This window comes from Amycolatopsis sp. NPDC003861 (assembly GCF_053605405.1).
In genome coordinates, this window is the sequence record NZ_JBSGJD010000069.1 from 1 (window position 1) to 19,066 (window position 19,066).

Genomic DNA, 19,066 nt, shown 5'->3' on the forward strand with positions numbered 1-19,066 from the left:
GTTGGGTGCGTTGGACGCACCGAACGCCACATTGGGTGCGTTGAGCGCACCGAACGCCACATTGGGGCGTTAGAGCCGCGGGTCCACCGGGTCCGACTCCAGCGCCAGGACCGCGAACACGCACTCGTGCACCCGCCACAGCGGCTCGCTCCGCGCGACTCGCTCCAAGGCCTCCAGGCCCAGCGCGTACTCGCGCAGCGCCAGCATGCGCTTGCGGTTGAGCCCGCGCTTGCGCAGCCTCTCCAGGTTCTCCGGGAGCGTGTAGTCCGGGCCGTAGATGATTCGCAGGTACTCGCGCCCGCGCACCTTCACCCCCGGCTGGACCAGGCCGCGCGTGCCGTGGGTCAGGTTCGCCGCCGGTTTGACGACCATGCCCTCGCCGCCGGCCGCCGTCAGCTCCTCCCACCACGAGACGCCGCGGGCGATCGAGGCGTCGTCCAGCAGGTCCACCTCGAGCGTCCGGGTGCGCTGGAACCGCGGGCCCGCCAACCGGTCCAGCTGCGCGAGGTGCCACGAATGCGGCCGGTCGTGGTAGGCCGTCCCCTCGGACGCCAGCAGCTGGAACGGCGCCAGCCGCACCCCGTCCAGGCCCGACGTCGGCCAGCAGTAGCGCCGGTACGCCGTCCGGTAGGAGTCCACTGTGGAGGAACGCGACACCGTCCGCGCCAGGAGGTCGCCGACGTCGATGCCGCGTGCGGCCGCCGTCGCCAGCGCCGAGACCGCCGACGGCAGCACCGCCTGGGCGGCCGCGCCCACCGACGCGTACTGATCGGCGATCAGCGAACCGGCCTTCGCGCTCCACGGCAGCAGCTCGGCGTCGAGCAGCAGCCAGCCCGAGTCCAGCTCCTCGAACAGCCCGGCCGCCGCCGTGCGCACGTCGGCCAGCAGCTCGGCGTTCTGCGTAGCCGAGAAGAACGGGCGCCCGGTCCGCGTGTACACCGCGCCGCCGCCGCGGATGCCGAAGCGGCGGTACGCCACCTCGTCGTCCCGGCAGACCAGCACGACGGCCCGCGAGCCCATGTGCTTCTCCTCGCACAGCACGGCTTCGACCCCGGCCGCCCGGTACTCGGCGAACGCCTCCTCCGGGTGCTCGAGGTAGCCGCCGCGCGACGACGTCGAACACGGCGCCATCGTCGGCGGCAGGTAGGCCAGCCACCGCGGGTCGACCGCGAACCGGCTCATCACCTCCAGGGCCGCCGCCGACTGCTCCGCCGAGACGCCGACCCGGCCGTGGTGCGCGGTCTGCACGATCCGCTTCCCGGTGACGTCACCCAGCTCCAGCACCGCCGGCTCGCGCCCGGCGAGCGGCCGCGCGGTGTCCAGCGGTCGCGAAGGCTCGTACCAGACCCGGTGGGCCTTCACCGAGACGACTTCGCGCTCCGGGTAGCGCAGCGCGGTCAGCTTCCCGCCGAACACGGCACCGGTGTCGAGGCACATGGTGTTGTTGACCCACTCCGGCTCCAGCGTCGGCGTGTGCCCGTAGAGGACCATCGCGGAGCCGCGGTAGTCGCGGGCCCACGGCAGCCGCACCGGCAGGCCGTACTCGTCGGTCTCGCCGGTCGTGTCGCCGTAGAGCGCCATGCTGCGCACCCGCCCGGACGCGCGCCCGTGGTAGCGCTCGGGCAGCCCGGCGTGCGCGACGACGAGCTTCCCGCCGTCGAGGACGTAGTGCGCGATCAGCCCGTCGCAGAACTCGTGGACACCGCGGCGGAACTCCTCGCTCTCCGCGCCGAGCTGCTCCAGCGACTCGGCGAGCCCGTGCGCCGCGTTGACCTTCCGCCCGTGCAACGCGCGCACCAGCTTCTGCTCGTGGTTCCCGCACACGACCAGCGCGTTCCCGGAGGCCGCCATCGCCATCACGCGCCGTAGCACGCCCGGGGTGTCCGGGCCGCGGTCGACGAGGTCGCCGACGAACACCGCGGTCCGGCCGTCGGGGTGCACGCCCTCGGCGTATCCCAGCTCGGCCAGCAGCTCCTCGAGCTCGGCCGCACAGCCGTGGACGTCGCCGATCACGTCGAACGGCCCGGTCAGCTCGCGCTTGTCGTTGCGCAGCGGCTCGACGACGATCTCGGCTTCGGCCACCTCGGCTTCGCTGCGCAGCACGTGCACGCGCCGGAAACCCTCGCGCTCCAGCGACTTCAGCGACCGCTGCAGCTCACCGCGCTGCCGCCGGATCACGTGGTCGCCGAAGTCGCGGTCGGTGCGCGACGCGTTGCGCGCGGCGCAGACGGCCACCGGCAGGTCGAGCACGATCGCCGTCGGCAGCACGTCGTGCTCCTTCGCGAGCTTCACCAGGCTCGCCCGCGAAGCGCGCTGGACGTTCGTCGCGTCGATGACGGTCGTCCGCCCGGCCGCGAGCCGCTTCGCCGCGACGTAGTGCAGCGCGTCGAAGGCGTCGGCGCTGGCCGACTGGTCGTTCTCGTCGTCGGCGACGAGCCCGCGGAAGAAATCGCTGGAGAGCACCTGCGTCGGCGCGAAGTGCGTGCGCGCGAACGTCGACTTGCCGGAGCCGGAAGCGCCGACGAGCACGACGAGCGCCATGTCGGGGACGGTCAGCTTCACGCGGCCACCTCCTTTTGGGTGGTGAAGACCGCCATCTGGGTCGGCGGTCCCGATTCCTGGTCCTCCGGTCCGATCGGTACGTACCGGACGTCGTAGCCGCGCCGGGTCGCGACGCCGTCCGCCCAGGCGCGGAACTCGGCTCGCGTCCATTCGAACCGGTGATCGGCGTGCCGGAAATGCCCCATCGGCAGGAACTCGAACAGCCGGTTGTACTCCGCGTTGGGCGTCGTGACGAGCACCGTGCGCGGCGCCGCGACCCCGAACACCGCGTGTTCCAGCGCCGGCAGCCGGTCGGCGTCGACGTGCTCGACGACCTCCATGAGCACGGCGGCGTCGAACCCGGCCAGCGCCGGGTCGGCGTAGGTCAGCGCGGACTGCCGCAGCGTGACGCGGGAGCTCTCCTTCAGCCGCTTCTGCGCGATGTCCAGCGCGCTGCTGGACACGTCGACGCCGACGATGTCGGTGAACGACCGCTCCTTCTCCAGGACACGCAGCAGCGCGCCGGAGCCGCACCCGAGGTCCAGGACGCGCCGGGCACCGGCGGCCCGCAACGCGGCGAGCACGCTGCCGTGGCGCTGCGACGCGAGGCTCTCCGGCTTGTCCGGGATCTCCGTGACCAGCGCTTCGGCCTCCGCCGGGACGTCGTCCGCCTCGGCCAGCCGCGAAAGCGCGTACGCGACGACCGGGCGGCGCCGCTCGAGGTAGCGGTTCGTGATCAGCGTCCGCTCGGGGTGCCCGGCGAGCCAGCCTTCGCCGGCGCGCAGCAGCTTGTCGGCCTCGTCCTGGCCCACCCAGTAGTGCTTGTCGCCGTCGAGCGCCGGCAGCAGCACGTACAGGTGGCGCAGCGCGTCGGCGACGCGCTGGGTGCCGGTGAGCCGCAAGTCGACATAGCGGCTGTCGCCCCAGTGCGGGAACTGCGCGTCGAGTGGGATCGGCGTCGCCGAAACGCGCCAGCCGAGCGGCTCGAACAGCTTGTGCACGACCTCGGGACCACCGCGAGCGGACAGCGACGGCAGGTGGACCTCCAGGTCGAAGGGCTCGTCGACCAGCTCCGGCCGGGCCGCGCACCGGCCCGCGAGCGCCGTGGTGAACGCGGCCCGCAGCGCGACCGCGAGGTACGAGCCCCCGGCGTACGGCCGGTCGTTGACGTACTGGGTCAGCGTCGTCCCGCCGCCGCGGACGAGCCCGACGGGGTCGATTTCGACGAACAGCGCGGCGGTGCAGCGGTCCGCCGCCGCCTCCGGGTAGAAGACGTGCGCGGCACCGGCGGACAGCGCGACCGACTGCGCTTTCTCCGGGTGCTTGTGCAGGAGAAAGCCCAGGTCGGTGGCCGGGTTCCGGGTCGTCGTGATGGTCAGCAACACGGGCACAGTGTGGCGGAGCGGCCGGTGACCGCGCGCCCGGTTTTCCCGGGTGCCACCCTGGACACATGAACCGCCTCGCGCACGCGACCAGCCCGTACCTGCTCCAGCACGCGGAGAACCCGGTCGACTGGTGGCCGTGGGGGCCCGAAGCGCTCGCCGAGGCGAAGCGGCGGAACGTGCCCATCCTGCTTTCGGTCGGGTACGCCGCCTGCCACTGGTGCCACGTCATGGCGCACGAGTCGTTCGAGGACGCCGGGACCGCGGCCCTGATGAACGGCAACTTCGTCAACATCAAGGTCGACCGCGAGGAGCGGCCCGACATCGACGCGGTGTACATGGCCGCCACCCAGGCGATGACCGGCCAGGGCGGCTGGCCGATGACCTGCTTCCTGACCCCGGACGGCGAACCGTTCCACTGCGGCACCTACTACCCGCCGTCGCCGCGGCCGGGGATGCCGTCGTTCCGGCAGCTGCTCGCCGCCGTCACCGAGGCGTGGCAGGAGCGGCCGGACGAGCTCCTCGACGGCGCCAAGCAGATCGTCGCCCACCTCGCCGAGCAGACCGGGCCGCTCAAGGAGTCCGTTGTGGACGAAGCGGTGCTCGCCGGCGCGGTCGGGAAGCTGGAGCAGGAGGCGGACCGCGTCAACGGCGGGTTCGGCCGTGCGCCGAAGTTCCCGCCGTCGATGGTCCTGGAGTTCCTGCTGCGGCACCACGAGCGCACGGGTTCCGCGGTGGCGCTGTCCCTTGTGGACTCGACCGCCGAGGCGATGGCCCGCGGTGGGCTGTACGACCAGCTGGCCGGCGGCTTCGCGCGCTACTCCGTCGACGCCGAGTGGATCGTGCCGCACTTCGAGAAGATGTTGTACGACAACGCATTGCTCCTGCGGTTCTACGCGCACCTCTGGCGGCGCACGGACTCGGCCACGGCGTTGCGGGTCTCCGACGGAACGGCGGAGTTCCTCTTCGAAAGCTTGCGGACGCCCGAAGGCGGCTTCGCGTCTTCGCTGGACGCGGACACCGAAGGCGTCGAAGGCCTGACGTACGTCTGGACGCCGGAGCAGCTGCGTGAGGTGGTCGGTGACGACTCCGCCGCCGAGCTGTTCGGCGCCACGCCCGAAGGCACCTTCGAGGAGGGCGCGTCGACGTTGCGCCTGTTCGGGGAGTTGCCCGAGCCGCTGCGCCGCAAGCTCCTGGAGGCGCGCGCGAAGCGGCCGCAACCGGGTCGGGACGACAAGGTGATCGCGTCCTGGAACGGCCTGGCGATCACCGCGCTGGCCGAGGCGGGGGTGGCCCTGGATCGCCCACAGTGGATCGAATGGGCCACGTCCGCGGCCGAGTTGCTGCTGCGGGTGCACGTCGTCGACGGACGGCTGCGGCGGTCTTCGCGCGACGGCGTCGTCGGCGAATCCGCCGGGGTGCTGGAGGACTACGCCTGCGTCGCCGACGGGTTCCTGGCGCTGCACCAGGCGACCGGCGACGCGAAGTGGCTGGCCGAAGCGACCCGGCTGCTCGACCTGGCGCTGGCGCATTTCGCGTCCCCGGACGTCCCGGGGGCCTACTTCGACACGGCCGACGACGCCGAGACGCTGGTCCAGCGCCCGGCCGACCCGGGCGACAACGCGAGCCCGTCGGGGGCGTCGGCGCTGGCCGGCGCGTTGCTGACGGCGTCCGCGCTGGCGGGGTACGACAGCGCGGCGCGGTACCGGGAGGCGGCCGAGCAGGCGCTGCGGCGGGCCGGGGTGCTGGCCGGGCGGGTGCCGCGGTTCGCCGGGCACTGGCTGTCGGTGGCGGAGGCGCTGCAGGCCGGCCCGGTGCAGGTCGCGGTGGTCGGGGCCGACCCGGCGTTGCGGCTGGCGGCGGCCCGGGGCGTGCACGGCGGCGGCATCGTGCTGGCGGGCGAGCCGGACGCGCCGGGCGTGCCGCTGCTGGCCGACCGGCCGCTGGTGGCCGGCGCCCCGGCGGCGTACGTCTGCCGGGGGTACGTCTGCGACCGGCCGGTGAGTTCGGTCGAGGAGCTGACCGCCCAGCTCTGATCGCCCTGGGTGAACGCGGTGTCTGTGTCCGGGGTTTCGGCGTAACTTCGGTAGCGATGTAATCATGTAATCCGGAGGTACGACATGGGACGCGGATGGCGCGGCGGACGAGGTTGGCAGCAGGCGGAGGTCCCGCCGGCGGACGACGCGGCGGCCTGGTTCGGGGGCCGCCTGCCCGACGGCTGGTTCACGGGCGCACCGGAGGTCACGGTCGACCGCGAAGAGATCATCGTGGTCGGCGAGCTCCCGGCCCTGACGGAGGAGCACGCGGACGACGCGGCCCGCGCGGCGGCCGAGGAGGGCCGGATCAGCCGGTACCGGGAGGAGACGCGCGACGAGCGCATCGAGATCGCCCGCCAAGCGGAGCACCGCTACCAGCGCAAGGTGGCGTGGGGCGCGCGGCTGGGTGGGACGACGGCGCTGTTCACGACGCACTCGGCCCCGGTGATGACGAGGCTGCGCCAGCCGGAGCGCCTGGTCCTGGACACCCTGGTGGACGCGGGCGTGGCCCGGTCGAGGTCGGACGCCCTGGCGTGGGCGGTGCGCCTGGTGGGCCAGCACGCGGACAGCTGGCTCGGCGAGCTGCGCGAGGCGATGACGAAGGTGGACGACCTGCGCTCGAAGGGCCCGGACCTGGGCTGACGCGAGAGCGGCTCGGGCCGCGCGGTGCCGCCCCCTCGGCACCCCGCCGCTGGGGCGAGGCGGAGCCGCGCGGTGTCGCCCCCTCGGTGACACCCCGCGGTCCCGCCGCCTCTGCTCGCTGCCGTCGTACGGACCACGCCCCAGGTGCGGTTCCGGTTGCCTCGTGCCCGGGACGGATCGGCCACCCTCGGCGATCGCGCAGGCCTGGACCTGAACCGGCTTCCGCGCCTAGAGTTCGTCGTGCCCGCGGTCCGTGCCGCGGTTCCGCCGTCGCACCAGGTCTTCCTCGTGAAGGACGTGTCCATGGACGGCAGGTTCACCCGGCGGCAGCTGATCAAGGGCGGGCTCGCGGTGGCGGCGGTGCCGCTGCTCCCGGCCGTCGCTTCGGCGGCGCCCCGCATCGACGTTCCGACGCTCCCGTGGCCCGCGGCGAACGACATCGTCGCGAACACGACGGTTCCCGTGTTCCCCGACCGCAGTTTCCCGATCACCGGTCACGGCGCGAAGAACGACGGCAAAACCGACAACACCGCGGCCATCGCGAAGGCGATCGACGCCTGCGCCGCGGCCGGCGGCGGGCACGTGATCGTGCCGTCCGGCGGCAGCTTCCTCACCGGCGCCATCCGGCTCAAGAGCAACGTCGACCTGCACCTGGAAAAGGGCGCGGTCCTCAAGTTCAGCGGCGACGCCGCGAAGTTCCCGAATGTCCTGACGCGCTACGAAGGCATCGAATGCGTCAACCGCTCTCCGATGGTCTACGCCTACGGGGAAAAGAACATCGGCCTCACCGGCAGCGGCACGCTCGACGCGGCGGCGACGTCGTCGTGGAACAAGGGCAGCGATCGCGCGTACCTGGAATCGCTGGTGGCCAAGGGAACCCCGCCGGAGAAGCGGGTGGTGCCCGGCTCCGGCCACACCATGCGCTCGGCGTTCGTCGAGCCGTACGCCTGCGAGAACGTGCTGATCCAGGGCATCTCCCTGAAGAACTCGATGTTCTGGCACCTGCACCCGACGCTGTGCCGCAACGTCACGGTCGACGGCGTCAGCACCGACCCCAGCACCGCGCACAGCAACACCGACGGCTGCGACCCGGAATCGTGCGACCACGTCGTCATCGCCAACTGCACCCTCGGCGCGCACGACGACAACATCGCCATCAAGTCCGGCCGCGACGCCGACGGGCGCCGGGTGAACGTCCCGTGCCAGAACCTGGTCGTGGTGAACTGCGTGATGAACGGCAACTGGGGTGCGATCACCTGCGGCAGCGAGCAGACCGGCGGGATCCGCAACGTCTACGCCTACCGGCTCACCGTGCAGGGTGACACGAAATTCGCGCTGTACGTGAAGTCCAACACGCTGCGTGGCGGATTTTCCGAGAACATCAACCTCGACAGCGTTTCCGGCACCTTCGCGCGGAACTTCGTGTTCGTGACGTCCACCTACAACAGCCAGACCGGCAGCACCGTCCCGTCGTTCGGGCCGTTCACGATCAGCAACTGCTCGAGCACGAAGATCGCGGGCAAGACCTTCGACGTTAGCGGGCTTTCGAACGCCCACGTGCACGGGTTCTCCGTGGCGAACTCCACGTTTAAGGGCGTCGCCGACACGTCGAACACGCTGAAGTACGTGGACGAAGCCCGCTTCACGAAAGTGACGGTGAACGGCAAGCCGATCTGAACCTGCGGGATCGGCGGCGCTGCGGCAGGCTTACTACCAACGAGTAGGAAGCCTGCCGTTCGTCCTTTCCGGAGGTAGCCGTGGACGTCCCCGAAGTGCCCTCGAAGGTGGACCCGGACGCACTGACCGCCGTCCTCGACGGTCGCTGGGCCGAGCTGCGCCGCGGGGTGCGGGCGCAGATGGCCGGCGCCGAGTTCCGGGACCCGGTCGACCTCGGCATCGAGGCGCACCGCGCCCAGGTGCTCGACCAGCTGCGTGCGCTCGCCGCGACCGACCGGCCCGGCCTGGGCTTCGACCCGGCCTACGGCGGCGGTGGCGACGTCGGCGGCTCGGTGACGTCGTTCGAGCTGCTCGGCTACGGCGACCTGTCGCTGATGGTGAAGGCCGGCGTCCAGTGGGGCCTGTTCGGCGGCGCCGTCCAGCTGCTCGGCACCGAGCGCCACCACGAGCGGTACCTGCGCGCGATCATGGACCTCGACGTCCTGGGCTGCTTCGCGATGACCGAGCACGGCCACGGGTCCGACGTCCAGCACCTGCGCACCACGGCGACCTTCACCGACGGCGGGTTCGTCATCGACACGCCGGATGCCATGGCCCGCAAGGAATACATCGGCAACGCGGCCCGCGACGGTCGCCTCGCGGTGGTCTTCGCGCAGCTGATCACCGGCGGCGAGTCGCGCGGCGTGCACGCGTTCCTCGTCCCGATCCGCGACGACGACGGCAAGCCGGTGCCCGGGGTGTCCATCGAGGACTGCGGGCCGAAGGCGGGGCTCAACGGCGTCGACAACGGACGGCTGGGTTTCGACCACGTCCGCGTCCCGCGCGAGGCCCTGTTGAACCGCTTCGGTGACGTCGCCGAGGACGGGACGTACTCGAGCCCGATCGAAAGCGACAGCCGCCGGTTCTTCACGATGCTGGGCACGCTGATCCGCGGCCGGGTGAGCGTCGGCGGCAGCGCGGGCAGCGCGACCAAACGCGCGCTGGCCCTGGCCATCCGCTACGGCGAGCACCGGCACCAGTTCAGGAAGCCGGACGGCGACGAGGTCGTCATCCTCGACTACCTCGGGCACCAGCGGAAACTGCTGCCGGCGCTGGCGAAGACGTACGCGCTGAACTTCGCCCAGGAGGAGCTGGTCTCGAAGCTGCACGACATCGACCCGTCGGCGCCGGAGGAGGAGCAGCGCGAGTTGGAGTCGCGGGCGGCCGGGCTGAAGGCCCTCAACACGTGGCACGCGACGGCGACCATCCAGGCCGCGCGCGAGGCCTGCGGCGGCGCGGGCTACCTGGCGGAGAACATCCTCCCCGGCCTGAAGGCCGACACCGACGTCTTCACGACGTTCGAAGGCGACAACACGGTGCTGCTGCAGCTGGTCGCGAAGGGCCTGCTGACCAGCTACAAGCAGGATTTCGAGGACCTCTCGCCGCTGGCGACGGCCCGGTTCTTCACCGACCAGGTGGTCAACACGATCCTGGAGCGCACCTCGGTGCGCAAGGCGCTCGAGTCGCTCACCGAGGGGTCCGACTCGGACGTGTTCTTCCGCCGCGAGTGGCAGCTGAAGCTGTTCGAAGACCGCGAGGAGCACGTCGTCGAAGGGGTGGCGAAGCGCCTGCGCAAGGCGGCTTCCGACCCGTTCGGCGTGTTCAACGCGGCGCAGGACCACGTGCTGCGCGCGGGCCGCGTCCACGTCGAGCGCCTGGTGCTGGAGGCGTTCGTGGCCGGCATCGAGCGCTGCGAGGATCCCGAAGCGCGTGCGCTGCTGGAGCGCGTCTGCGACCTGTACGCGCTGTCGGCGATCGAAGAGGACCTGGCGTGGTTCCTGGGCCACGGCCGTTTGACCGCGTCGCGCGCGAAGGCGGTCACGTCGGCGGTGAACCGGCTGTGCGCGGAGCTGCGCCCGCACGCGCGCACGCTGGTGGACGCGTTCGCGATCCCGGAGCAGTTCCTCGCGGCACCGATGCTGACGTCCTGATCGCGGTGGTGACCCAGGCGGGTGGCCGGTATCGGGGCCCGGCCACCCGCCCGGGAGCCCTCAGGACCGCCGGTGCTTGCGGTCGTCGTCGGTGATCTCGAACTGCTCCTTGCGGACCTTGCCGGACACGGTCTGCTCGTCGCTGACCGTCTCCTTCCGCAGGCGCGCCCGCTCGACCGGCACGGTTTCCTTGCGCACCACCGGTTTCTCCGCGTGCAGGACGACGTCCTGCTCGGCCTCGCCGATCTCCGCGGTGCCGTCGCCGCGGGTGACCGGCTCGCGCTCGATGCGCACCTCTTCGTGCCGCACCGGCACGGTGACCTGCTGCTCCTCGGTGACGACGTACTTGCGCAGCCGCACGTGCCCGGTCTCGACCTGCTCGGTGCCGATGTCGAGCCGTTCCTCGGAGCGCGTCATGGCCCGGTCGTCGCGCTTGCCGTCCATCGCGTCCTGGCCACGGCCCATCCGGCCCGACCGGTCCGTCCGGCCCGGCTGGTCCATCCGCCCGTCCGGCGACATGCGCGGCACCGGCAGGCCGTAGTGCTGGTAGAGCTGCGTGCTCTCCTCGGGCGAGAGGTGCCCGTCGGCGTCGATGCGGGGCGCGTCGGACACGCTGTCCTTGTCGACCCGGACGTGGACGCCGTCCTTGTCCGTGTGCGCGCCGGAGAGCGGCACGAAGCTTTCCTTGGTGCCGAACAGGCCGGTCTTGACGGTGATCCACTCGGGCTGGTGCGTTGCGTCGGCGAGGTAAACGTTGCCGACCTTCCCGAGCTTGTTGCCGTCCGGGTCGACCACGGCGCTGTCGATGAGTTCCTCGGGCTGCAGGGTGCTGGCCATCGCGGTCGTGCTCCTTCCACGCGTCGGTTCTGGTGGAGCCCACCGTCGGCCGCGCCGGCGAGCCCGGCAACCGTCGTGGTGTTCCCGTGGGTGACCCCTGAACGTGATCGTTTGAACCGCCTCCCGCGGGCCAGGACCAGGGTCGCCCGCAGGTCGAGGGCGTGCCGCCGGCGTGACCGCCCGCCCGCGCCGCGGACGCAAAGGTGTGGAACTCGATCCGGCGTGACCGGGGTCACCCGCGGTGTTGTCACAACCGCGTCGCCCGGGTCGTCAAGGGGGTGAAGCAGACGATGGAAGGGGAACGGCCATGGAAGCCCGGATCAACCTGTTCGAGAACGAGATCACCGGCAAGTTCGTCAAGCGCCTGATCGCGGCGTCCCGCCCGGTCGAGGAGTCCTCGCTGCCGCACGCGACCCAGGAGCTGGTGAAGATCCGCGCGAGCCAGATCAACGGCTGCGGGATGTGCCTCGACATGCACACGAAGGACGCGGCGGCGGCCGGCGAGACGGCGGTCCGCCTGGCGATGGTGGCGGCGTGGCGCGAAGCGGTGGTGTTCACCGAAGCGGAGCGCGCGGCCCTGGCGCTGGCGGAGGAGGGCACCCGCCTGGCCGACACGCACACCGGCGTCAGCGACGAGACGTGGGCCGCGGTGCGCAAGCACTTCGACGACGAGCAGATCGGCGCGCTGATCGCCCTGGTGGCGACGATCAACGCGTGGAACCGCCTCAACGTGATCGCGCGCAATCCGGCGGGCGAGTACCAGCCGGGGATGTTCGGCTGAGACTGTCCGAAGAGGGCACTCCACCGGCCGTGCGGCGCGGAACCAGCTTCGATGGTGACGACTTCACGGCGGTGGAACCCCCAACCGTGGCACAGCCTGGTGGACCCCGCTCGGCGTAAGGTGTTTGAGTGCCGGGACGGGTGATGTTGTCCAAACCATCGGGTGATGTCGATAAAGGACTGCGGCAGATCGCCCGATGATTTTACCATGATGAAAAAGACGCTCTTCGCAGCCGCGATCATCGGTGGCGCCATGCTTGCTGTGGCCGCGCCGGCTTCCGCCGGTGAGGGTCACCACCCGGGTGGCGGTGGCATCAGCATCGGCGACAACCTCTGCGCGGCTCCGTGGCAGTGGAACGGTCCCTTCGAGGTGCTGCACGCGGGCCACGCGCCTTCGTACGCAGCGTGCAACAACAACTCCACCGGCGGCGGTCACGGTGGGATCAGCATCCTGAACAACGCCTGCCTGCTGCCCTGGCAGTGGAACGGCCCGGTCGAGCTGCTGACGGTCGACCACAACCCGTCGTACGTCGCCTGCAACGGCAACTCCGCGGGCTGAACGAAAAAGGAACGGCCCAGGCTGGCTGGTTGAGTGTGCATCAACCATCCGAGGCCGATCTTCACCGCTAGAAAAAGAAGCGCGGCCTTTCACCCTCGCCGGGTGAAAGACCGCGCTTCTTTTCGAATGTGACTCAGGCGTACATGGCCAGCCAGATCGCGATGTAGTGCGACACCGCGGCCAGCACCGTGCAGGCGTGGAAATACTCGTGATACCCGAAAGTATCCGGCCAGTGATTGGGCCACTTCACCGCATAAAACACCGCACCCAGCGTGTAGAACAACCCACCCACGCAAAGCAGCACCAACGCGGCAACCCCGGCATGCGAAGCCAGCTCGGGGAAGACGAAAACCGCGACCCACCCGAGTGCGATGTAGATCGGCACACCCAGCCACCGCGGCGCGTGCGGCCACAGCATCTTCAACGCCACCCCGGCGATCGCTCCACCCCACACGATCGACAAGATCACGTACCCGGTCGGCTTCGACATGGCCAGCAACGTGAACGGCGTGTACGTGCCGGCGATGAACAAGAAGATCATCGAATGATCGGCGCGCTTCATCCACTTGTACGCGCGCGGGCTCCAGAACCGGCGGTGGTACAACGCGCTCACGCCGAACAGGCCGAGCACCGTCAGGCCGTACACCGAAGTCGCCAGGGCGGCGACCGGGGACACAGTGGACGCCGCCAGGCTGATCAGCGTCGCCGCCGCGGCCAGGGCGCCGAAGAACGTCCAGAAGTGGATGTGCCCGCGCAGCCGGGGGCGGAGGTCCACTACGGGCTCGGGTGGTGGTTCCGTCGTCAGGCTCACCCTTAGAGGTTACGGCAGCGTAGGTTCTCCAGCAGTGCTCAAGTCACACGCCTCACACCGGGGTGCGTAGGCTGACTCGACGTGAGTGTTCGCTCGTTCTTGTCCGACGTCGTGTACAGCGCCTACGGCAGGCGCCTCATCCAGCAGGCCGCCGGGCGGCATCCCCGGCACATCGCCATCATGCTCGACGGCAACCGCCGGTGGGCCCGGGAAGCGGGCTTCACGGACGTTTCGGACGGGCACCGCGCCGGGGCCAAGAAGATCGCCGACTTCCTGAGCTGGTGCCAGGAGGCCGACGTCGAGGTCGTCACCATGTGGCTGCTGTCCACCGACAACCTCAACCGAGACCCGGACGAGCTCACGCCGCTGCTGAAGATCATCACCGACGTCACCGACGAGCTCGCCGGGCCGGGAACGCAGTGGCGGCTGCGGATCGTCGGTGCCCTCGACCTGCTTCCCGCCGAGGTCGCCAAGCGGCTGAGCGAAGCCGCCGCCCGCACCGAAGGGCGGTCCGGGATGGAGGTCAACATCGCGGTCGGCTACGGCGGGCGGCAGGAAATCGCCGACGCCGTGCGCAAGCTGCTGCTGCAGCACGCCGACGAGGGAACGTCCATTCACGAGCTGGCGAAGATCCTCGACGTCGACCACATCTCCGAGCACCTCTACACCTCCGGTCAGCCGGACCCGGACCTGATCATCCGCACCTCGGGCGAGCAACGGCTTTCCGGCTTCCTGCTGTGGCAGTCCGCGCACTCGGAGTTCTGGTTCACCGAGGCGTACTGGCCGGCCTTCCGGCGCGTCGACTTCCTTCGCGCGATGCGTGACTACGCCTGGCGGCACCGCCGGTTCGGCTCCTAGACAGCTCGCAAAACCGCTGGTCACACCGGTCGGAAGCCACCGTGAGTTGATTTCGGGCGACCGACGGTGAGGTGACGATCTGGCGAATCACCGTGTTGGCTCCCTGCGCGCCGCCGGATTCGTGGGTACCTTCCGAGGTGAGGGCACGCGTTCCGTGCGGGTCCTCGCGGGAGGCCCTGGTCGTGGCGGTGATCGAGGGGGCGGCTCAGCCGCCCACGAGACGCTCGAGGGGGCCGGCACCCGGCCCTCGTGGCCGCGCCACCTGACTCCGGTCAGGAGGAGTGGTCCAGCCAGGGAGGTGCCCGGCCCAGCGAGTGCGGGCGTGAGGTGCACACGCCCTCGAGGGAGATGCCGTCGTGACTGCGCAGCGTTTGCCCCGCAAGGCCTCTGGCCACTCTTCGACCGGTGCCGTTTCCGGCCCGGAGAAAGCGCCCGTATCCCAGCAGCACATGTACGTGCTCGACACGTCGGTCCTCCTTTCGGACCCGTGGGCGGTCACCCGCTTCGCCGAGCATGCCGTCGTGCTTCCGCTGGTCGTCATCAGTGAACTGGAGGCGAAGCGCCACCACCCGGAGCTCGGCTGGTTCGCCCGGGAATCCCTGCGCATGCTCGACGACCTGCGCCGGCAGTACGGCAGGCTCGACGCGCCGCTCCCCATCGGGGACCACGGCGGCACGCTGCAGGTGGAGCTGAACCACTCGGACCCGTCGGTGCTCCCGTCCGGGTTCCGGACCGACTCCAACGACCACCGCATCCTCGCCTGCGCGCTCAACCTCGCGGCCGAGAACCAGGCGGTCACGCTGGTGACGAAGGACATCCCGCTGCGGGTCAAGGCCGGGGCCGTCGGCCTCGAGGCGGACGAGTACCGCGCGCAGGAAGTGACGCCGTCGGGCTGGACCGGCATGGCGGACGTCGACGTCCAGCAGGAAGTGCTGGACGCGCTGTTCGGCGGCAGCACCGTCGACCCGGTCGAGTGGGGCATGGACGAGCTCGCCGAGCTGCCCTGCCACACCGGGCTGCGGCTGCTCGCGGGCAGCTCCAGCGCGCTCGGGCGGATCACGGCGGACAAGCGCATCCGGCTGGTCCGGGGCGACCGCGAGGCGTTCGGCCTGCACGGCCGCAGCGCCGAGCAGCGCGTCGCGCTCGACCTGCTGCTCGACTCCGACGTCGGGATCGTGTCGCTGGGCGGCCGGGCCGGCACCGGCAAGTCGGCGCTCGCCCTCTGCGCCGGCCTGGAAGCCGTCATGGAACGCCGCCAGCACCGCAAGGTCGTGGTGTTCCGGCCGGTCTACGCGGTCGGCGGCCAGGACCTCGGCTACCTGCCCGGGTCCGAGAGCGAGAAGATGCAGCCGTGGGCGCAGGCGGTGTTCGACACCCTGGGCGCGCTGGTCAGCCAGGACGTCCTCGACGAGGTCTTCGACCGCGGCATGCTCGAGGTGCTCCCGCTGACGCACATCCGCGGCCGGTCGCTGCACGACACGTTCGTGATCGTGGACGAGGCGCAGTCGCTGGAGCGCAACGTCCTGCTCACGGTGCTCTCGCGGCTCGGCACGGCGTCGCGGGTGGTGCTCACGCACGACGTCGCCCAGCGTGACAACCTGCGCGTGGGCCGGCACGACGGCGTCTCCGCGGTGATCGAGAAGCTCAAGGGCCACCCGCTGTTCGCGCACGTCACGCTGACGCGCTCGGAGCGGTCGCCGATCGCCGCCCTGGTCACCGAGATGCTGGAGGACCACGGCTGACCGAGGCGGCTCGTGAGTGGTAAGGCGGGTTCTAACCCGCCTTACCACTCACGACCGCGGTGCCCCGGCCCGGCAGACGTTCCCGCGTTTGCCGGGCATCCGGTGAAAAACCCGCTCGGCCGCTATCCGGCCGATCCGGGGCTGGGCATAGTGGACCGGATGGGGCCGGAAAACCTTTCTCGTCGTGAGCTTCTCGTCCGAAGTGGTGCCGCCGCTGCCGCGCTGACCGTGGCCGGGACGGCGGTGGCCGAAGCCGAACCCGAGGTCGCGCCGGGTGGCGTGGTGCTCCGGGAAGGCACCAACATGTCCGCCGCGCTGTCCCCGGACGGCCGGTGGATCGCGGTCGACCTGGTCACCGGGATCTGGGTGGTGCCCGCCGCCGGCGGCCGCGCCCGCCGGCTCACCGACGACCTGCAGGACGCCACCCTCCCCAGCTGGGCGCCGGACGGCCGCCGGATCGCGTTCCAGTCGTACCGCGACGGCAACTTCCACCTGTACGTCATCGATGTCGCCGGCGGCTCGCCCCGCAAGCTCACCAGCGGGCAGTTCGACCACCGCGAGCCCGTGTTCTCGCCGGACGGCACCCAGCTCGCCTTCAGCAGCGACCGCGACGGCAGCTACGGCATCCACCTGCTGGACGTCGCTTCCGGGGCGATCAGCACGGTGGTGTCGACGGCCGACGAAGAGGCGTCGCCGCGGTGGTCGGCCGACGGCACACAGCTCGTCTTCACGGTGAACGACGTCGCCATCGACGTCGTCACCCTGGCCACCGGCGCCCGCACGCGCCTGGTCACCGTGACCGGCACCGACAAGGTCTACGGCCCCGCGTTCGGTCCCGGCGGCCGGCCCAGCTACCTGCGGCTGCGCGGCGCCGACGCGGACCTCATGCTCGGCGACGAGCAGCTGACCCGGGGCGAGGACGTCTTCGGCTTCGCCGCGAACTGGTCCGGGTCCACCGTGCTCTACACCGCCGACGGGCACCTCCGGCGCCGCGAACAGTCCGGCGCCGTCAAGGACATCCCGTTCGAAGCAAGCGTTTCCACGGCCACGCGCGACTACCGGAGGCGGGTCCGTGACCTGGACTCGGCCGCGCCGAAGCCGGTCCGGGGCATCGCCGGTCCGGTGGTGTCGAAGGACGGCAAGCGGATCGCCTTCCGGGCCCTCAACGCGATCTACGTCGTCGCGGCGAGCGGGGGCCGGCCCCAGCGGCTGATCGCCGACGGCTACTTCAACTCCGACCCGGACTTCCACCCGGACGGGACGAAGCTGCTCTACACGAGCGACCGGCTCGGCACCGCCGACCTGTGGGTGCGGGACCTCGGCACCGGCCGGGACACCGTCCTCACCGAGCTGGCGGGCGCGCAGGTCGCGCCGCGGTGGTCGCCGGACGGGGGCCGGGTGGCCTACGCCGACCAGGACGGCGCCACCTGGATCCACGACGTGGCCACGAACACGGCCCAGCAGGTGACGCCGCCGCTGTTCATGCCGGGCCGGCCGACCTGGTCACCCGACGGGACGGTCCTCGCGCTGGCCGCGGTGAAGCCGTACTCGCGGCGGTACCGCGAAGGCACCAGCCAGATCCTCACGGTCGACCTGAAGACGAACGAACTCCGCTACGCCGAGCCGATGCCGTTCCGCTCGCTCGCCACCCGCGGCGACGACGGTCCACTGTGGTCACCCGACGGCCGGTACCTGGCGTTCACGGTCGAAAGCGTCGCCTGGATCGCCCCGGTCGACGGCGCCGGACGGCTGATCGGGGCGCCGCGGCAGGTCACCCACGACGTCACGGATTCCCTGGCCTGGCAAGGGAACGACACGCTCGTGTACCTGTCGAAGGGGCAGCTCAAGGCCCAGAGGATCAGCGGCGGCGAGCCGCGCACGATCCGGCTCGACTTCACCTGGGCCCGGCCGCGCCCGCCGCGGCGGACCGTCATTCACGTCGGCGCGGCCTGGGACGGCGTGGCCCGGACGTTGCAGCGGAACGTCGACATCGTCGTCGAAGGCGGCCGGATCGCCGACGTCCGGCCGCATCGGGACGCGCCCGGCACGGTCGACGCGCACGACCTGACTGCCATGCCCGGGCTCGTTGACCTCCACAACCACTGGCACCTGCGCGGCCGGCAGTGGGGTGACCGGCAGGGCCGGCTGTGGTTGTCCTACGGCATCACGACGACCCGCTCGCCGGGCGATCCGGTCTACCAGATGCTGGAGACGCGCGAGGCCCTGGAATCCGGAAACCGGGTCGGGCCAAGGTACTTCGGCACCGGGGAAGCCATCGACGGCTCCCGGATCTACTACAACTTCATGCGGCCGACGCTCTCGCCCGGGCAGCTGAACCTCGAGCTGTCCCGCGCGGTCGAACTCGAGTACGACCTGATCAAGACCTACGTCCGGCTCCCCGTGGCCTCCCAGCAGGCGGTGGTCCGGGCCGCGCACCGGGCGGGCATCCCGCTGTCGTCGCACTACCTGTACCCGGCGGCGAACATCGGCATGGACGCGATGGAGCACACCGGCGCCACCAACCGGCTCGGGTACTCGCACACGGTCAGCCGGATCGGCCGGTCGTACCAGGACGCGATCGCGTTGTTCGTCCGCTCGGGGATGTCGCTCACGCCGACGTTGTTCACCTCGCGGGCGTTGTACGCGGACGACAAGTCCCTCGTGACCGACGAGCGCACCGAAGTCCTCTTCCCGCCGTGGGAGTACCAGCAGCTCAAGGCGGCGGCGGACGCCGCGGGCACCCCGGAGAACGCCTACCTCCGCCGAGTCCTCGCCGGGAACGTCGACATGGTGCTGCGGATCCACCGGGCGGGCGGGTTCGTGGTCACCGGCACGGACTCCCCGCTGGACAACGTGGCCGTCTCCACCCACCAGAACCTGCGGGCCATGGTCGCGTTCGGGTTCACGCCGCACGAGGCGCTCACCACCGCGACCCGCAACCCGGCGCGGTGGCTGGGGCTCGAGGACCGGATCGGGGTGCTCAAGCGAGGTGCCTACGCCGATCTGTCACTCGTGTCCGGCAATCCGCTCCAGGACGTCAAGGCGGCCGCGAACGTCCGCAGCGTGCTGGTCGGCGGGGTGCTGCGGACGGTCGGCGAGCTGCTGGCGCCCTACCGGAACCGGCCGGGCGGGCAGGCGGCCACCGCGGTGGCGCCCGCCGCCCCGTCCGCGGCGAAACAGCACTGGTGGCACGTTCCGGAGTGGTCGGAACACGTGTGCTGCGCGGGCTGA

General features: G+C 71.1%; 13 protein-coding genes. 9 read left to right on the forward strand and 4 right to left on the reverse strand.

Annotated elements, in window-relative coordinates; translation table 11 throughout:
- Positions 1–69 precede the first annotated feature (69 nt).
- On the reverse strand, positions 70–2,562 hold the full coding sequence (locus ACWEVN_RS18980; RefSeq protein WP_452052092.1) for a polynucleotide kinase-phosphatase: 2,493 nt from the start codon (positions 2,560–2,562) through the stop codon (positions 70–72).
- The gene (locus ACWEVN_RS18985) at positions 2,559–3,926 is read right to left on the reverse strand and encodes a 3' terminal RNA ribose 2'-O-methyltransferase Hen1 (protein ID WP_452052093.1); all 1,368 of its coding nucleotides are present in this window, start codon (positions 3,924–3,926) and stop codon (positions 2,559–2,561) included. Before ACWEVN_RS18985 ends, ACWEVN_RS18980 begins: the two co-directional genes overlap by 4 nt.
- 65 nt (positions 3,927–3,991) lie before the next feature.
- Between ACWEVN_RS18985 and ACWEVN_RS18990 the strand changes: the two genes are divergently transcribed.
- The 4 genes from ACWEVN_RS18990 (at position 3,992) to ACWEVN_RS19005 (ending at position 10,248) form a co-directional block, all read left to right on the forward strand.
- The gene (locus ACWEVN_RS18990) at positions 3,992–5,959 is read left to right on the forward strand and encodes a thioredoxin domain-containing protein (RefSeq protein WP_452052094.1); all 1,968 of its coding nucleotides are present in this window, start codon (positions 3,992–3,994) and stop codon (positions 5,957–5,959) included.
- A gap of 84 nt (positions 5,960–6,043) precedes the next feature.
- Complete coding sequence (locus ACWEVN_RS18995) at positions 6,044–6,601, forward strand: hypothetical protein (protein WP_364012456.1); 558 nt, start codon at positions 6,044–6,046, stop codon at positions 6,599–6,601.
- Between the two features lie 303 nt (positions 6,602–6,904).
- The gene (locus ACWEVN_RS19000) at positions 6,905–8,278 is read left to right on the forward strand and encodes a glycosyl hydrolase family 28 protein (RefSeq protein ID WP_452052095.1); all 1,374 of its coding nucleotides are present in this window, start codon (positions 6,905–6,907) and stop codon (positions 8,276–8,278) included.
- Between the two features lie 80 nt (positions 8,279–8,358).
- Positions 8,359–10,248, forward strand: a complete 1,890-nt coding sequence (locus tag ACWEVN_RS19005; protein ID WP_452052096.1) for an acyl-CoA dehydrogenase family protein — start codon at positions 8,359–8,361, stop codon at positions 10,246–10,248.
- A 60-nt stretch (positions 10,249–10,308) separates the two neighbouring features.
- On the opposite strand, the gene ACWEVN_RS19010 is transcribed toward ACWEVN_RS19005, so the two are convergent.
- Positions 10,309–11,085, reverse strand: coding sequence for a DUF2382 domain-containing protein (locus ACWEVN_RS19010; protein ID WP_452052097.1), 777 nt, complete (start codon positions 11,083–11,085; stop codon positions 10,309–10,311).
- 307 nt (positions 11,086–11,392) lie between these two features.
- Here ACWEVN_RS19010 and ACWEVN_RS19015 point away from each other — a divergent pair, with 307 nt between their 5' ends.
- A complete protein-coding gene (locus ACWEVN_RS19015; RefSeq protein WP_452052098.1) occupies positions 11,393–11,866 on the forward strand; it encodes a carboxymuconolactone decarboxylase family protein in 474 nt (157 codons plus the stop codon).
- Positions 11,867–12,073: 207 nt separating this feature from the next.
- Positions 12,074–12,424, forward strand: coding sequence for a hypothetical protein (locus ACWEVN_RS19020; RefSeq protein WP_310973579.1), 351 nt, complete (start codon positions 12,074–12,076; stop codon positions 12,422–12,424).
- 133 nt (positions 12,425–12,557) lie between these two features.
- Here ACWEVN_RS19020 and trhA read toward each other — a convergent pair whose 3' ends face one another.
- The gene (trhA, locus tag ACWEVN_RS19025) at positions 12,558–13,199 is read right to left on the reverse strand and encodes a PAQR family membrane homeostasis protein TrhA (protein WP_452052112.1); all 642 of its coding nucleotides are present in this window, start codon (positions 13,197–13,199) and stop codon (positions 12,558–12,560) included.
- A gap of 117 nt (positions 13,200–13,316) precedes the next feature.
- Between trhA and ACWEVN_RS19030 the strand changes: the two genes are divergently transcribed.
- From ACWEVN_RS19030 to ACWEVN_RS19040, 3 genes are all read left to right on the forward strand, one after another.
- Positions 13,317–14,093, forward strand: coding sequence for an isoprenyl transferase (locus ACWEVN_RS19030; RefSeq protein ID WP_310973577.1), 777 nt, complete (start codon positions 13,317–13,319; stop codon positions 14,091–14,093).
- A 449-nt stretch (positions 14,094–14,542) separates the two neighbouring features.
- Positions 14,543–15,835, forward strand: a complete 1,293-nt coding sequence (locus ACWEVN_RS19035; RefSeq protein ID WP_003080241.1) for a PhoH family protein — start codon at positions 14,543–14,545, stop codon at positions 15,833–15,835.
- 159 nt (positions 15,836–15,994) lie between these two features.
- On the forward strand, positions 15,995–19,066 hold the full coding sequence (locus ACWEVN_RS19040) for an amidohydrolase family protein (RefSeq protein WP_452052099.1): 3,072 nt from the start codon (positions 15,995–15,997) through the stop codon (positions 19,064–19,066).

Coding starts and splice junctions, on each gene's coding strand:
- ACWEVN_RS19015 (WP_452052098.1), top strand. CDS start 11,393: ATGGAAGCCCGGATCAACCTGTTCGAGAACGAGATCACCGGCAAGTTC.
- ACWEVN_RS19020 (WP_310973579.1), top strand. CDS start 12,074: ATGATGAAAAAGACGCTCTTCGCAGCCGCGATCATCGGTGGCGCCATG.
- ACWEVN_RS19000 (WP_452052095.1), top strand. CDS start 6,905: ATGGACGGCAGGTTCACCCGGCGGCAGCTGATCAAGGGCGGGCTCGCG.
- ACWEVN_RS19035 (WP_003080241.1), top strand. CDS start 14,543: ATGTACGTGCTCGACACGTCGGTCCTCCTTTCGGACCCGTGGGCGGTC.
- ACWEVN_RS18995 (WP_364012456.1), top strand. CDS start 6,044: ATGGGACGCGGATGGCGCGGCGGACGAGGTTGGCAGCAGGCGGAGGTC.
- ACWEVN_RS18990 (WP_452052094.1), top strand. CDS start 3,992: ATGAACCGCCTCGCGCACGCGACCAGCCCGTACCTGCTCCAGCACGCG.
- ACWEVN_RS19040 (WP_452052099.1), top strand. CDS start 15,995: ATGGGGCCGGAAAACCTTTCTCGTCGTGAGCTTCTCGTCCGAAGTGGT.
- ACWEVN_RS19010 (WP_452052097.1), bottom strand. CDS start 11,085: ATGGCCAGCACCCTGCAGCCCGAGGAACTCATCGACAGCGCCGTGGTC.